Annotated in this window: 9 protein-coding genes; 3 read left to right on the top strand and 6 right to left on the bottom strand. The window is 71.3% G+C overall.

The window, feature by feature from the left end; translation table 11 throughout:
- The first annotated feature begins 562 nt into the window (after positions 1-562).
- Positions 563-1561, top strand: a complete 999-nt coding sequence (locus ABZV77_RS19040) for a lytic polysaccharide monooxygenase (protein ID WP_356257869.1) — start codon at positions 563-565, stop codon at positions 1559-1561.
- Positions 1562-1625: 64 nt separating this feature from the next.
- Here ABZV77_RS19040 and ABZV77_RS19035 read toward each other — a convergent pair whose 3' ends face one another.
- The 3 genes from ABZV77_RS19035 to dnaE form a co-directional block, all read right to left on the bottom strand.
- Entirely contained in the window at positions 1626-2513 is an 888-nt protein-coding gene (locus ABZV77_RS19035; RefSeq protein ID WP_356257866.1) for an alpha/beta fold hydrolase, read from the bottom strand.
- Between the two features lie 242 nt (positions 2514-2755).
- Positions 2756-3772, bottom strand: a complete 1017-nt coding sequence (locus tag ABZV77_RS19030; RefSeq protein ID WP_356257863.1) for a hypothetical protein — start codon at positions 3770-3772, stop codon at positions 2756-2758.
- Entirely contained in the window at positions 3769-7266 is a 3498-nt protein-coding gene (dnaE, locus tag ABZV77_RS19025) for a DNA polymerase III subunit alpha (protein ID WP_356257860.1), read from the bottom strand. Before dnaE ends, ABZV77_RS19030 begins: the two co-directional genes overlap by 4 nt.
- A 185-nt stretch (positions 7267-7451) precedes the next feature.
- On the opposite strand from dnaE, the gene ABZV77_RS19020 reads away from it, so the two are divergent.
- Together ABZV77_RS19020 and ABZV77_RS19015 are read left to right on the top strand one after the other, a co-directional pair.
- The gene (locus ABZV77_RS19020; protein ID WP_356257857.1) at positions 7452-8507 is read left to right on the top strand and encodes a DUF3533 domain-containing protein; all 1056 of its coding nucleotides are present in this window, start codon (positions 7452-7454) and stop codon (positions 8505-8507) included.
- A 57-nt stretch (positions 8508-8564) separates the two neighbouring features.
- Positions 8565-9713: an AAA family ATPase gene (locus ABZV77_RS19015; RefSeq protein ID WP_356257854.1), complete on the top strand. Its 1149-nt coding sequence runs from the start codon at positions 8565-8567 to the stop codon at positions 9711-9713.
- An 82-nt stretch (positions 9714-9795) separates the two neighbouring features.
- Here the strand turns inward: ABZV77_RS19015 and adhE are convergent, their stop codons facing one another.
- The 3 genes from adhE to ABZV77_RS19000 all read right to left on the bottom strand — a co-directional run bounded on the left by adhE (position 9796) and on the right by ABZV77_RS19000 (position 14961).
- Complete coding sequence (gene adhE / locus ABZV77_RS19010) at positions 9796-12402, bottom strand: bifunctional acetaldehyde-CoA/alcohol dehydrogenase (protein ID WP_356257851.1); 2607 nt, start codon at positions 12400-12402, stop codon at positions 9796-9798.
- 261 nt (positions 12403-12663) lie between these two features.
- The gene (locus ABZV77_RS19005) at positions 12664-13743 is read right to left on the bottom strand and encodes a S1 family peptidase (RefSeq protein ID WP_356257848.1); all 1080 of its coding nucleotides are present in this window, start codon (positions 13741-13743) and stop codon (positions 12664-12666) included.
- 279 nt (positions 13744-14022) lie between these two features.
- Positions 14023-14961, bottom strand: a complete 939-nt coding sequence (locus tag ABZV77_RS19000; RefSeq protein ID WP_356257845.1) for a slipin family protein — start codon at positions 14959-14961, stop codon at positions 14023-14025.
- Between the last annotated feature and the right edge of the window lie 140 nt (positions 14962-15101).

Here is a 15101-nt window from a genome sequence, read left to right as displayed (position 1 = left end):
GCCTTGCTGGCCAGGGCACCGTTCACCCAATACAAAGAAGCCCCGCCCTCGGCCGATCGCAGGGAGGGGCCAGGGCTGTCACCGGCTCTTTACGGGGTGGCCGCGTACTGCACGGCAGTCGACCAGGCACAAGTTTAGTGTCCTCCGTAGGCCTGCGTCTGGCCAGCGGTACTGAGCAGTCTCTCGGTAAGGCGAAGCCTCGGGGGGGGGCAAGACGCGTTCGAGGGCTAGCCGACACCCCTCCAGGGAGCCAAACGGGGAGCCACACAAGGCGACCCGTACCGGATCTCTACGGACCCCCACGGACTGACCCGTAGCTCACGTACTGGTCAAACAGGGACTCCGCGCACCCCAGTCTGAGCCCCCGGTTAGCCCTCCCTTAAAGCGACCATAAGGATCACCATCCCCCGCCCTCAGCAGGGGATTTCGCGGATTTCAGGGGCTAGTTTTCTGGTCGCCGGGGCGGTGACGAACCGTCGGTGCCGCTGGTGATCGGGGGGCCGTGCCGCCCGTTCGCCACCGCCCCGTGTCCCCCCTGAACCGCCGTTTGAGGAGAACCGCCATGTCTGCACGCCGCAAGGTCGCAAGCCTCGCCGCCGTCGGTGTCGTGCCGCTCGCCCTGACCGCCCTTTCGGTCACGCCCGCCGCCGCGCACGGCTCGATGACGGACCCGGTCAGCCGGGTCTCCGCCTGCTTCCAGGAGGGCCCGGAGTCGCCCAAGTCGGCCGCCTGCAAGGCAGCCGTCGCGGCCAGCGGCGCGCAGGCCTTCTACGACTGGAACGGCGTGAACATCGCCAACGCCGCAGGCAAGTCGAAGGAGATCATCCCCGACGGCAAGCTGTGCAGCGCCGGGAACGACAAGTACCAGGGCCTGGACCTGCCGCGCGCCGACTGGCCGTCCAGCAAGCTCGCCGCGGGCAACCACACGTTCCGCTACAAGGGCACCGCCCCGCACAAGGGTTCCTTCGAGCTGTTCGTCACCAAGGAGTCGTACGACCCGTCGAAGCCCCTGAAGTGGTCGGACCTGGAGGAGAAGCCCTTCGTCAAGGTCACCGACCCGAAGATGGAGAACGGCGACTACGTCTTCGACGGAAAGATCCCCGCCAGGGAGGGCCGCCACCTGATCTACTCGATCTGGCAGCGCTCGGATTCCCCCGAGGCCTTCTACACCTGCTCCGACGTCGTCTTCGGCAAGGACAGCGGCGGTTCGGGCGCTGCCGCCCCCGCTCCGGCCGCGTCCGCCCCCACCGACAAGGACATCGCGGCGGGCGCCGACAAGTCCTCCGTAGAGCACCACGGCCACGGGGACACCGACGCCAAGACGGGCGCCGAGGCCACCGGGGCCGCTCCGGCCGCGGACGAGGCGGCCGGCGACAACCAGCCCGAGGTGAACGGCGGCGCCGAGAAGCCGGTGACCACGGCGAACGACAACCTCGCCGAGACCGGCGGCGACAGCAACACGCCGTACATCGCGATGGGCGGCGCCGCCGCTCTCGCCGTCGGCGCCGCGGCGATGTTCGCCACGGCCCGCCGCCGGGCCGCCGGACGCCACGGCCGCTGAACCGCCTGATGGGCCGCCGCCGCTCCCCGGTCGGGGAGGGCGGCGGCCTTTCGCGTGCCTCGCGTCAGGACAGGCAGGTCGTCGGCGTCGCGTGCTCCGGATCCAGCGCGTTCGCCACCTCGTGGTGGGCGACGCGGTCCAGGATGCCGATCGCGACGTGCTCCGACAGGTCGACGGGGCAGAGGTCCTGGACGGTGACGTTGTGGACGTTGGGACCGTTCAGGAACTGGGTGCGGTACGGGGTCACCACCTCGTCGTACTTGGTGGAGATGACGGTGTAGCGCACGCCGGGCACCGTGTCGCCGCCCTCGTTGAGCTTGGTGAGGAAGGGCGATCCGGCGATCTGGTCGGCGAGGCCCGGGGTCTTCGTGGTCAGCAGGTCCTCGATGCCGGGGAAGTACGGCAGCAGCTTGGTGAGACCGAGCAGGGTCGTGCCGTGGTTGTCGGGGGCGAGGCCGATCAGGGCGTTCACCTTGGCGGCGCCGCCGAGGAACTTGAGGTACTGGCGCGGCATCATGCCGCCCTGCGAGTGTCCGACGAGGTCCGCCTTCTTCGCGCCCGTCGAGGCGAGCACCTTGTCGACGAAGGCGTCGAGCTGTTCGGCGGACTTGTCGATGGGGCCGAGCCCGTTGAAGAACGGGACGCCCGGCAGCTGGCCGTAGTCCAGGGAGTAGACGCAGTAGCCGCGCTTGACCAGGTAGGGCGCGAGGACGAGCCAGTTGTCGACCGAGTTGCCGAACGTGCCGTGCACGAGGACGACCGGGCGGGGGTGCGCGGCGGACGGCTTGCAGTCGTAGTCGTTCCAGCCTCTCGACGACGACGCCGTCGCCGCCGACGCCGTCGAGCCAGGCGCCGTGTCGGCCGCGGCCGTTGCGGCGGGGGTGAGGGTGACCGCGCCCGTGACGAGCAGGGCGGCGGCGAGCGCACGCAGCGCTCGTCTCCAGGGCAGCATCGTGTGATCTCCTTGCGGCTCAAGGGAGTTGCGATGGCGGAATGCAGTGCCGTGATCCGGATCACCAGATGTTGCGTGCACGACAAGCTACGCGCGAGTAGTGCAGGAGTGAAGTTACGCGTCGGTAAAAGTTCCAGCGATCACTGGCGCGGTCGCTCCGCGCCTGGTCACGCTATGCCGCATCACGCCACCCCGGGTCACGCCACGCCGCATCACGCAGCCCCGCGTCACGCACCCCCGCATCACGCCGCCAGCGTTCCCGGCACGATCGCGCCCGGGCCGAACTTCTCCCGCGCCCGGTCGGCCACCTCCTCGATCCGGCGGGCCTTCTCGTCCGCCGGATCGAACGACAGCTGGTGCGCGGCGCGTTCGGCGGGGCCGATCCCCTCGGCGCGCAGGGAGACGGCGCGCACCCGGGCCCGCTGCAGGCCCAGCGCCTCGTACATGCGGTACGCGGCCGTGGTCAGCGCCGTGGAGTGGGCGGTCGGCTCGGGCAGGGTCCGGGAGCGGGTGATCGTCGAGTATCCCGTGCGGTCCGCGTACCGCACGGTGAGGGCCAGCGTGCGGCACACCTGATCCTCGCCGCGCATCCTCGCGCCCAGCTCCTCGGCGCCGGAGAGCAGCGCGCGGCGGTGCCGGAAGGGGTCCAGCTCGTCGCGGGGGAAGGGGCGCTCGACGGAGAGCGAGCGGGCGGCGGCGTTCGGCACGACCCGGGCGCGGTCGACGCCCCGCGCCTTCTCGCTCAGCTCGCGGCCCGCGCGGGCGCCGACGAGCCGCTGCAGGGTGGCCAGGGGTGCGGCGCCGACCTTCCCGAGGGAGTCGAGGCCGTACTCGCAGAGGGTGCGGGCGGTGGCGCGGCCGATGCCCGGCAGCTCGCCGACCGGCCGTTCGGCGAGGAACTCCCGTACGCCGTCCGCCCCTTCGGGCACCGAGCGGGTCACGCCGGGGGCGGCGCCGCGCGCGGCCATCCGCGCCAGCATCGGCCCGGGTCCTGCGCCGACCGCGCACTCCACCCCGTACAGCGCGAGCGCCCGCACCCGGACCAGTGCGGCGAGGTCGACGGCGCTCCGGCCGAAGTACCGCCGCGCGCCACGCACGTCGACGAGGGCGGCGTCGGGCGGGAGCGCCTCGACCTGCGGTGTGAACTCACCCAGCAGGGCGAGGAGTTGGGGCAGGGCGGCTTCGTACATCGGAGGCAGCAGGAAGCGTACGTAGAGGGTGGTGGTGCCGTTGCCCACCCCGCGCTCCCCGTCGTTCATCCCGCGCTCCCCGGACTCTGGTGCCACAACTTCCTGCCGCCACCCGCGGGCCCCTCGCCCGCCGGGCGGAGGTCCGCCCAGGGGTGCATCTCGTACCCCGTGGCCATCCGGATGCGCCGCCCTCCCGCCGAGGCCGAGGCCGAGGCCGGTTCCGAGGCCGGTTCCGGGACCGACTCCGACTCCGACTCCGACTCCGACTCCGACTCCTGAACCGGCTCCGCCAAGCGCTGCGCCACCGCGTCGAGGCCGCCCTCCGCGCGCACCTCCACCAGCTCCGCCAGATTCCAGGCCGCCGCGCCCACCACGCTGAGGCTGCGCGGTCCGCGGCGCTGCACCACACCGCGTACGAGCAGCAGCCAGGAGTGGAAGACGGTGTGCGCGCACCGCTCGTGGGCGTCGTCGAAGAAGGCCAGGTCCACCAGGCCCGTGCCGTCGTCGAGGGTGGTGAAGATGACGCGCTTCCCGGAGCGGACCGGCGGGGTCTGGGTGGCGGCCTTGGCACCCGCGACCAGGACGGTCGCGCCATGCTCGGCCTCGCGCAGGCGCCGGGCGCTGAACACGCCCAACTCCGCCAGGAAGGCCCGGTGGTCGCCCATGAGGTGGCGCGAGGAGTCCATGCCGAGGACGCCCAGTTCGGCGCTGAGCCGCTCCGCGTCGTCCAGGTCGGGCAGGCCCGCGGGCGCCGTCCGCCGGCCGCCCGCCAGCGGCAGTTGGGCGCCTGCCGCACCCCGCGCGCCGCGCCGCAGCTCGGCCAGGTGGAGCTGCAGGTCGCGGCGGTTGGCGCCGAACGCGTCGAGCGCGCCGACCTGCGCGAGCCGCTGCGCGACCGGCTTGGCGGGCCTGGCGCGCTCCCAGAAGTCGACGAGGGAGGCGTAGGGCTGCCCGTCGGCGATCCGGGCGGCCTCGGCCTCGCTGATGCCGTGCACGTCACAGAGCGCGAGCCGCAGCCCCCACCGGTCCGGAGCCCCCTCGGAACCGGACACCAGTTCGATACGGTGAGCGACCGCGGACCGGTTCACGTCCAGGGGCAGGATCGGCACCCCCCGCCGCCGCGCGTCCGCGAGCAGCAGCCGCTTCGGGTACATCCCGGGGTCGTGCGTGAGCAACCCGGCGTAGAACGCGGCCGGGTGATGGGCCTTCAGCCACGCCGACTGGTACGTCGGCACGGCGAAGGCGACCGCGTGCGCCTTGCAGAAGCCGTACGAGCCGAAGGCCTCGACGATCCCCCAGGTACGGCCGATGGTCTCCGCGTCGTACCCCCTGGCCGCCGCGTGCTGTGCGAACCAGAAGCGGATCCGGCCCTGCGACTCGGGGTCGGAGAGCCCGCGCCGCACCCGGTCCGCCTCGTCGCGCCCGCAGCCGGTCATGATGTCCACGATCTCGATGATCTGCTCGTGGAAGACGACGACGCCGTACGTCTCCTTCAGCGGTTCCGTGAGGTCGGGGTGCGGGTAGCGGACGGGCGCGCGGCCGTGCCTGGCCTCGATGAAGGGCCGCACCATGTCGGCGGCGACGGGACCCGGCCGGAACAGCGAGATGTCGACCACCAGGTCGTGGAAGGTCGCGGGCTGCAGCCGCCCGACCAGGTCCCGCTGGCCCGGCGACTCGATCTGGAAACACCCCAGCGTCTCGGCGGACTTGATGAGTCGGTACGTCGCCGGGTCGCCCGGCGGCACCTGGCGCGGGTCGTCGAGGTCCACGGCGGCGCCCGTGGCCCGCTCGACCTCCGTCACCGCGTGCGCCATCGCCGACTGCATCCGCACGCCGAGCACGTCCAGCTTGAGCAGGCCGAGGTCCTCGACGTCGTCCTTGTCGAACTGCGACATGGGCAGGCCCTCGCCGCTGGTCGGCACCACGGGGGTGCGGGCGAGCAGCGAGGCGTCGGAGAGCAGCACCCCGCACGGGTGCATGGCGACACCGCGCGGCAGCGCGTCCAGCGCCTCGACGAGGTCCCACAGACGGCCGCGGTCGCCCAACTCCTCCGCTATCTGCCGCAGTTCGGGCAGTTCCGCCATGGCGGAGCGGGCATCACGGGCGCGGATGTGCGGGAAGGCCTTGGCGATCCGGTCGATGTCGGCCGGGTCCATGGACAGGGCGGCGCCCACGTCGCGCACGGCATGGCGGACCCGGTAGGTCTCGGGCATGGCGACCGTCGCGACCCGCTCGGTCCCGAAGCGGCCGATGATCGCGCGGTAGACCTCCAGACGGCGGGCCGACTCCACGTCGATGTCGATGTCCGGCAGGACGTGCCGCCGCTTGGACAGGAACCGCTCCATGAGCAGCCCGTGCTCGACGGGGTCGGCGTGCGCGATGCCGATGAGGTGGTTGACCAGGGACCCGGCGCCCGAGCCGCGCGCCGCGACCCGGATGCCCAGGTCGCGCACGTCGTCGACGACCTGGGCCACCGTCAGGAAGTAGGAGGCGTAGCCGTGGTGGTCGATGATGTCCAGCTCGTGGTGCATCCGCTCCCAGTACGCGCGCCGGGAGTCGTAGCCGCGCAGCACCATGCCCGCCGCGGCCCGCGAGGCGAGGACCCGCTGCGCGGTGCGGCGCCCCGCGCCGACGAGGTGCGGTTCGGGGAAGCGTACGGAGCCGATGCCGATGTCGTCCTCGGGGTCGACGAGGCACTCGGCGGCGGCCGCCCTGGTCTGTTCGACGAGGCGGTGGGCGGTGTCGCGGCGGAAGCCCGCGGCCTCGACGACGCGTTCGGCGACGCCCAGCATGTCGTCCGCGCCCTTCAGCCACCGCTCGCCGCTGTCGAGTTCCTTGGTCGGGTCGACGGGGACGAGACGGCGGGCGGCGTCGAGGACGTCGGCGACGGGGCCCTGGCCGGGGTCCGCGTAGCGCACGGCGTTGCTCAGGACGGGGCGCACGCCCTGCTCGGCGGCGAAGCCGACGGTGCGCGCGGCCAGGCGCAGGGAGCCGGGGCCCGTGCCCTCGCGGCCGTGCCAGACGGACTCCAGGCGCAGCGCGTCGCCGTACCGCTCGCGCCAGGGGGCGAGGAGGCGGGCGGCCCGGTCGGGGCGGCCCGCGGCGAGCGCGCGTCCCACGTCGGACGCGGGGCCGAGCAGCACGGTCAGGCCATCGCCGTGGTTCTCCTGCCAGGGCAGGACGGGACCGCCCTCGCCGGCGCGGTGCGCGGCGGTGACCAGGCGGCAGAGCGTGGCCCAGCCGGTGGCGCCGTCCCTGGCGAGGAAGGTGACGCGCGGGGTCGACTCGTCGATGAAGGCACCGCCGCGCACGGGGGCCCGGCGCCGCTCGCCCCTGGCCGGGGCGGGCTCGCCCACCGCGAGCTCGGTCCCGAACAGCGGCCGCACGCCCGCCTTGGCGGCGGCCTTGGCGAACCGGACGGTGCCCGCGAGGGTGTCCCGGTCGGTGAGCGCGAGGGCGTCCATGCCCCGCTCGGCGGCGCGCTCGGCGAGCCGCTCCGGGTGCGAGGCGCCGTACCGCAGGGAGAATCCGGAGACGGTGTGCAGATGCGTGAACCCGAGCACACGCACCTCCTGAAGCCCTGAACCGATCCGATCTCACATCCCCCGCCTCCACCATAGACCAGTTTCGAACTTACGTACGACACATACGTTCGATTCACTCGCAAGGCCTGTTCCAGCCACCCGTCACGTCGTCCGTTCGGCCCATCCCACCTGCGCAGACGCCCCGCACACCGGAGCGTGGACCCATGAGGTTCGCCGACGAATTGAAGAACGCCGTCACCCCGCGAGCAGCCCTGCTCGTCATCGGCGTACTCGCCCTGCAGCTGCTGTTCATCGCCTCCTACGTAGGGGCCCTGCACAACCCGAAACCGACGGACGTGCCCTTCGGGGTCGTCGCCCCCGGGCCCGCGGCCGAGCAGACCGCCGACCGGCTGAAGAAGCTCCCCGGCGACCCGCTCGACCCGCGCGTCCTCAAGGACGAGGCCGCGGCCCGCCACCAGATCATGAACCGCGACATCGACGGCGCCCTGCTCGTCGACCCGCGCGGCACGACCGACACCCTCCTGGTCGCGTCCGGCGGCGGCACCGCCCTCTCCAGGACCCTCACCACGCTCACCACCGACGTCGACGCGGCCGAGAAGCGCACCGTGAAGACCGTCGACGTGGCCCCCGCATCGGACCAGGACTTCAACGGGCTCTCGTCCTTCTACCTGATCGTCGGCTGGTGCGTCGGCGGCTATCTGTGCGCGTCGATCCTCGCGATCAGCGCGGGCTCCCGGGCCTCCAACGTGCCGCGCGCGGTCATCAGACTCGGCACCATGGCGCTCTACTCGATCGTCGGCGGGCTCGGCGGCGCGATCATCATCGGGCCGATCCTCGGCGCCCTGCCCGGCAGCGTCCTGGGCCTGTGGGGCCTCGGCGCCCTGGTGATCTTCGGGGTCGGCGCGATCACGCTCGCCCTGCAGTCGCTCACCGGCATCGTGGGCATCGGCCTGGCCGTCCTGCTCATCGTCGTCGCGGGCAACCCGAGCGCGGGCGGCGCCTTCCCGCTGCCGATGCTGCCGCCCTTCTGGGAGGCGATCGGGCCCTGGCTGCCGCCGGGCGCGGGCACCTGGGTGGCCCGCTCCATCGCGTACTTCGAGGGGAACTCGGTCACCCGGCCGCTCCTGGTCCTCTCCGCCTGGGCGGTCCTCGGCGTCGCCGTCACCCTCGCCCTGTCCGCCCGGCGCAGGACGGCGCACAACGGCTCGATCGACCTCAGCGGCACCAGCTACGGCCAGGGCGGCAGCCACCTCGGATGACGTGCGCGGATCCCGTCGCGAAGGGCATTGTCAGACCCGGGTGCGAGGCTGAGACGCATGATCCGCACACTCGCCGTCGAGAACTACCGCTCCCTGCGCAAACTGATCGTCCCGCTGGACCGGCTGAACGTGATCACCGGGGCGAACGGCACGGGCAAGTCCAGCCTGTACCGCTCCCTGCGGCTGCTCGCCGACTCCGCCACGGGCGGCGCGGTCGCGGCCCTGGCCCGTGAGGGCGGCCTGCCGTCCGCGCTCTGGGCGGGCGAGCGGAAGGCCGAGCCCACCGGGTTGAAGCTCGGCTTCGCGGGCGACGAGTTCGGGTACGCGGTGGACTTCGGCCTCCCCCAGTCCAGCGGTTCGGGCCCGCACGGCGCGCCGTCCCTCTTCCAGCTCGACCCCGAGATCAAGCGCGAGTCCACCTGGGCGGGCCCCGTCCTGCGGCCCGCGGCACTGCTCTGCGACCGCGCGGGCCCCGCGGTGCGCACCCGCACGGCCGACGGCGGCTGGCACCGCGCCCAGGGCATCCGTCCGTACGACAGCATGCTGAGCGAGTTCGCCGACCCGCAGCTGGCACCCGACCTGCTGCGGCTGCGCGAGCTGATCCGCTCCTGGCGGTTCTACGACCACGTGCGCACCGACGCCGAGGCGCCCGCACGCGCCGCCCGGATCGGCACCCGCACCCCGGTCCTCGCCCACGACGGCGCGGACCTGGCCGCCGCCCTGCAGACCATCCGCGAGACCGGCGACGACGCGGCGCTGGACGACGCGGTGGACGACGCCTTCCCCGGCAGCCAGGTCCGCGTCGTCGACAACGGCGGCCGGTTCGAGCTCCAGCTGCACCAGCGCGGGCTGCTGCGCCCGCTGGGCCCCGCAGAGCTGTCCGACGGCACGCTGCGCTATCTGCTGTGGACCGCCGCCCTGCTCACCCCGCGGCCGCCCGCGCTGCTCGTCCTGAACGAGCCGGAGACGAGCCTGCACCCGGACCTCCTGCGCCCGCTGGCCGACCTGATCGTGACGGCGACGAAGGACACGCAAGTCGTCCTGGTGACCCATGCCCGCCCCCTCGCCGAGGCGGTGGCCAAGGGTGCGGCCCGCCACCGGGTCGACGTCAACTCCATAGAGCTGACGAAGGAGTCGGGCCAAACGGAAGTAGCAGGCCGAGAAAGCTTCCTGGACGAGCCCCTGTGGTACTGGCCGAAACGATGAAGCGCCCCCTTAAGGGGCGCTTCATCAAGGGCGCGGGGAACTGCGCGACAAGCCACAGCGGCCCCGCAGACGGCAACCGGGATCAGGCCCCTTCCCCGTCCCCGTAATACGCCTGCCGCATGAGCTGCTGCATCTCGTCGATCATCGGCATACGGGGGTTGGCGGGCGCACACTGATCCGCGTACGCGTTCATCGCCTGCTGCGGCAGCGCCGCGAGGAAGGCCTCCTCGTCGACGCCCTCCTCGGCGAAGGACGCGGGAATCCCGCACTTGGCGCGCAGTTCCTCGACCGCGCGGGCGTAGGACTCGACGCCCTCCTCGGGGGTCGCGGCCGGGAGGCCCAGCATCCGGGCGATCTCCTGGAAGCGCTCCGGCGCCCGGTAGACCTCGGCCTTCGGCCAGGGCGTCGCCTTGCCGGACACCGTGCCGTTGTGCCGGATGACGTGCGGCAGGAGCAGCGCGTTGGTGCGGCCGTGGGCGACGTGGAACGTGTTGCCGAGGGTGTGCGCCATGGCGTGCACCAGGCCGAGGAAGGCGTTGGCGAAGGCCATGCCCGCGACGGTCGAGGCGTTGTGCATCTTTTCGCGCGCCTCGGGGTCCTCGGCCCCGTTCACGACGCACCGCTCCAGGTTCCCGAAGATGAGCTTGATCGCCTGGAGGCAGAGCCCGTCGGTGTAGTCGTTCGCGTACGCCGAGACGTACGCCTCGGTGGCGTGGGTCAGCGCGTCGAAACCGGAGTCGGCGGTGACGGTCGCCGGGAGCCGCATCGGCAGGACGGGGTCGACGATCGCGACGTTCGGGGTGAGCGCGTAGTCGGCGAGGGGGTACTTCTGCGCGGCCTCCGGGTCGGAGATGACCGCGAACGGGGTGACCTCCGAGCCGGTGCCCGACGTGGTCGGGACGGCCACCAGCTGCGCCTTCTCCCCCAGCCCCGGGAACTTGAACGCCCGCTTGCGGATGTCGAAGAACTTCTCCTTGGTGTCCGCGAACTCGACCTCCGGGTGCTCGTACATGAGCCACATGATCTTGGCCGCGTCCATCGGCGAGCCACCGCCGAGGGCGATGATCGTGTCCGGTCCGAAGTCCCGCATCAGCGCGGCGCCCGCCCGCACCGTCGAGAGCTCCGGGTTGGGTTCCACGTTGTCGATGACCTGGACGGTGACGGCGTCCGGACGGGCCGCGAGGATGTCGGTCACGCGGGCGACGAAGCCGAGCTTCGACATGGTCCTGTCGGTGACGATCGAGACCCGCTTGATGCCGTCCATCTCACCGAGGTAGCGCAGCGCGTTGCGCTCGAAGTAGATCTTCGGCGGGACCTTGAACCACTGCATGTTGTTGTTGCGCCGTCCGATCCGCTTGATGTTGACCAGGTTGACCGCGGAGACGTTGTTCGACACCGAGTTGTGTCCGTACGAGCCGCAGCCGAGGGTGAGTGAGGGCAGGAAGGAGTTGTAGACGTCGCCGATGCCGCCGAAGGTGGAGGGCGCGTTGACGATGACGCGGACCGCCTTGACGCGCCTGCCGAACTCCTCGGCGAGCTCCTCGTCCTCGGTGTGGATGGCGGCGCTGTGCCCGAGTCCGTGGAACTCGACCATCCGGGCGGCCAGTTCGAGACCGTGCTCGGTGGTGTCGGCCTTCAGGAGGGCGAGGACCGGGGAGAGCTTCTCGCGGGTGAGCGGCTCGCCCTCGCCGACCTCGGCGCACTCGGCCACGATGACCGACGTGCCCTCGGGGACCTCGAACCCGGCCTGTTCGGCGATCCACTGCGGGGACCTGCCGACGACGGCCGCATTCAGCTTGGCGCCCGAGCAGTTGTTGGCGAAGGCGGTCGTGCCGAAGACGAACTCCTCCAGCTTGGTCTTCTCGGCCGCCGTGACGACGTACGCACCGAGCCGTTCGAACTCCGCGAGCCCCTCGTCGTAGATCTCCGCATCGAGGATGGCGGCCTGCTCGGAGGCGCAGATCATGCCGTTGTCGAAGGCCTTGGAGAGCACGATGTCGTGCACGGCTCGCCGCAGCTTGCCGCTCCGGGTGACGTACGCGGGCACGTTCCCCGCGCCGACGCCGAGCGCGGGCTTGCCGCAGGAGTAGGCGGCCTTCACCATCGCGTTGCCGCCGGTGGCGAGGATCGTGGAGATGCCCTCGTGGTGCATGAGGAGGCCGGTGGCCTCCATCGAGGGCTCCTCGACCCACTGCACGCAGTCCTCGGGCGCGCCCGCCTCGACCGCCGCGTCCCGCACGATCCGCGCGGCCTCGGCGGAGCAGCGCTGGGCGCTCGGGTGGAAGGCGAAGACGATCGGGTTGCGGGTCTTGAGGGCGATGAGCGCCTTGAAGATCGTGGTGGAGGTCGGGTTGGTCACCGGGGTCATCGCGCAGACGACGCCCACCGGTTCGGCGATCTCGGTGACGCCGTTCAGTTCGTCGCGGGAGACGACGCCCGCGGTCTTCAGGCCGCGCAGCGAGTTGACGACGTGCTCGCAGGCGAAGAGGTTCTTGACGGCCTTGTCCTCGAAGAGGCCTCGGCCGGTCTCCTCGACCGCCTGCCGCGCCAGCTCGCCGTGCTGGCTCAGCGCGGCGAGGGAGGCCTTCTTGACGATGTGGTCGACCTGCTCCTGGTCGTACGCCGCGAACCTGTCGAGCGCCGCGAGCGCCCTCTCGACCAGTCCGTCCACCATCTCCTTGGCCTGCATGGCGGGCACTCCTTCGTTGAGACCTTTTCGCTACGCCTCCAATTCCACACCTGTACGCCCCGCAAAAGACGCCGAAAAGGGCCCCATCCTCTGGGCAGAAGGTCCTTTCTGGGAATCTGATCCCTCCCAGAAACCAGATCTGACCTGCATGAAGATCAAGGGACTTTGGACCCTTGCGCTCTTGTGAAAGTTTTCACAAGGAATCCGAAAAAAGCCCCGCCCCCACATTTGCGGGGGCGGGGCTCCAAGCGTCCCGCAGGCTCAGCCGATTTCCGCGCCGTAGGCCGAAAGGGCCTCCGGAACCGGCTGGAAGAAGGTCTCGCCACCACCGGAGCAGTCGCCGCTGCCGCCCGAGGTGAGACCGAGCGCGGTGTCGTCGGCGAAGAGTGCGCCGCCGCTGTCGCCGGGCTCGGCGCAGACCGTGGTCTGGATCAGACCGTCGACCTGGCCCTCCTGGTAGTTGACCGTGGCGTCGAGCGCGGTGACGTCACCGTCGTGGACCTGGGTGGTGCTGCCGCTGCGCTGCACCTTCTGGCCGACCGTGGCGTCCCCGGCCTTGCTGATCGCCTGGGTGCCGCCGTAGAGGTTCACCTCGCTCGGGTGCGCGGTGTCGGCCGTGTACTTGACGATGGCGTAGTCGTTGCCCGGGAAGCTGGACTCCTCGGTGGCGCCGATCTCCTGGCCGCCCTGCGAGTCCGACCAGCTCTTGACCGCGTTGCCGCAGTGCCCGGCCGTCAGGAAGTACGGCTGGCCGCCCTTGACGACGTTGAAGCCGAGCGAGCAGCGCGAACCGCTCCCCCAGATCGCGTCGCCACCGGCGATGAAGGGCTTGTACTCACCCTTGCTGTGCTTCAGTTCGACCTTGCCGCCGAGGCTCTTCACGATCGAGTCGACCTTGTCGAGCTTCGCGCCCTTGACCGTGCGGTCGGCCGTCACGACGACCTTGTTGGTGGCCGGGTCCATCGCCCACGAGGTGCCGGGCACGGCCGCCTTGTCGTCGAGCGTCGCGCGGGCGCTCTTCAGCTCGGCGAGGGAGTTCTCGACGATTCTGGCCTTGCCGCCCGCCGACTCGACGGCATCCGCCGCGCTCTCGTTCAGCACGTTCACGACGAGGGTCTTGGCCTTCGCGTCGTAGTACGTGCCCGCGGCGTCCGCGCCGAGGTCCTTGCCCAGGGACGAGGCGAGCTTTCCGGCCTTCGCCACGGACAGGGTGTCGGGGGTGGGGGTGGGGGAGTTCTCGCTCGCGTTCGCAGTCTGGAAGGTGACTCCCGCGGCGACCAGCGCGGCGATGCCCGCGCCTGCCACGGCGGCACGCCGCTTGGGTATGCGTCGGTGCTTCAAAGCTCACGACCTCCTGTGGGGGGATCGACCCGTCCGGCGTGGGGGCCTGACGGACCGCGAGGCTTACGCGGCACGGAGTTGCCACGCTGAAGTAGCCGCGTCCATGCCAAGTTGGCCCGGCTAACTATCCCGATGCATTCCGGTAGCACACAAGGTCTACTTCAGGTCGCGCGAACGACAACGCCCGTGCGCCCCCCGCGAGTCGAGTGAGCCAGGTCACGCCACGTCGGTTCCCGCTGCAAACACCCCGCGCAAGGACCGATCGCCAGCCTGTAAGGTCTAGTCCTGTCCGGATCTCGATCCTCCGGATGGCCCCAGCTCTCCGACTTCCGCGTCCCGCGCTCCGGAATCCGGCAGCTTCACGGGCTCCGCGCGCGCCACGGACGGCGCCTCCGCGTGATTTCCCCCCGCCTGCGACCGTTGCGGCTGCGGCTGTTCCTGCGGCTGCTGCGGCACGGCCTGCTGGGCCCGCTCCAGGAAGCGGAGGAGCTCCACGGGGAAGGGCAGGACGAGGGTGGAGTTCTTCTCGGCGGCGACGGCCACCACGGTCTGCAGGAGCCGGAGTTGGAGGGCCGCGGGCTCCTCGGACATCTCGTGGGCGGCCTCGGCGAGCTTCTTGGAGGCCTGCAGTTCGGCGTCGGCGTTGATGACGCGGGCGCGCCGCTCGCGGTCGGCCTCGGCCTGGCGGGCCATGGACCGCTTCATGGTCTCGGGCAGCGACACGTCCTTGATCTCGACGCGGTCGATCTGCACGCCCCATCCGATCGCCGGGGAGTCGATCATCAGCTCCAGGCCCTGGTTGAGCTTCTCGCGGTTGGACAGCAGGTCGTCCAGATTGCTCTTGCCGATGATGGAGCGCAGCGACGTCTGCGCCATCTGCGAGACCGCGAAGCGGTAGTCCTCCACCTCCACGACCGCCTCGGCGGCGTCCACGACCTTGAAGTAGATGACGGCGTCGACGCGCACCGTGACGTTGTCACGCGTGATGCCGTCCTGGGCGGGCACCGGCATCGTCACGATCTGCATGTTGACCCTGTTGAGCCGGTCCACCATGGGCACGATCATGGTGAACCCCGGTCCGCGCACGTTGCGTTGGAGCTTTCCGAGCCGCAGCACCACACCGCGTTCGTACTGTTTGATGACGCGCGCCGCCGCCATCGCGTAGACCACTCCGAGCGACCCGAGGGTCACCCCCACCGCCACCAGCTCCTCGACCATGCCGGCCCCCCAGGGTCCGAATTGGGCGTGTTGCGCGCTCTCTTCGAAGGTAGCTCGCCCCCCGGGCAAGAGCGAGCCCCCGCCCGGTGTCCGGACGGGGGCCTGTGGCGGTGGAAGCTTCGACGGCAACCGCCGTATCA

It is taken from the genome of Streptomyces sp. NPDC004732 (assembly GCF_040609235.1).
Lineage (GTDB): Bacteria > Actinomycetota > Actinomycetes > Streptomycetales > Streptomycetaceae > Streptomyces.
The sequence above is the reverse complement of the archived record's forward strand: the minus strand, read 5'-3'. Positions and strand labels throughout refer to the sequence as shown.

Coding starts and splice junctions, on each gene's coding strand:
- ABZV77_RS19020 (WP_356257857.1), top strand. CDS start 7,452: ATGAGGTTCGCCGACGAATTGAAGAACGCCGTCACCCCGCGAGCAGCC.
- ABZV77_RS19000 (WP_356257845.1), bottom strand. CDS start 14,961: ATGGTCGAGGAGCTGGTGGCGGTGGGGGTGACCCTCGGGTCGCTCGGA.
- ABZV77_RS19015 (WP_356257854.1), top strand. CDS start 8,565: ATGATCCGCACACTCGCCGTCGAGAACTACCGCTCCCTGCGCAAACTG.
- adhE (WP_356257851.1), bottom strand. CDS start 12,402: ATGCAGGCCAAGGAGATGGTGGACGGACTGGTCGAGAGGGCGCTCGCG.
- ABZV77_RS19030 (WP_356257863.1), bottom strand. CDS start 3,772: ATGAACGACGGGGAGCGCGGGGTGGGCAACGGCACCACCACCCTCTAC.
- ABZV77_RS19040 (WP_356257869.1), top strand. CDS start 563: ATGTCTGCACGCCGCAAGGTCGCAAGCCTCGCCGCCGTCGGTGTCGTG.
- ABZV77_RS19035 (WP_356257866.1), bottom strand. CDS start 2,513: ATGCTGCCCTGGAGACGAGCGCTGCGTGCGCTCGCCGCCGCCCTGCTC.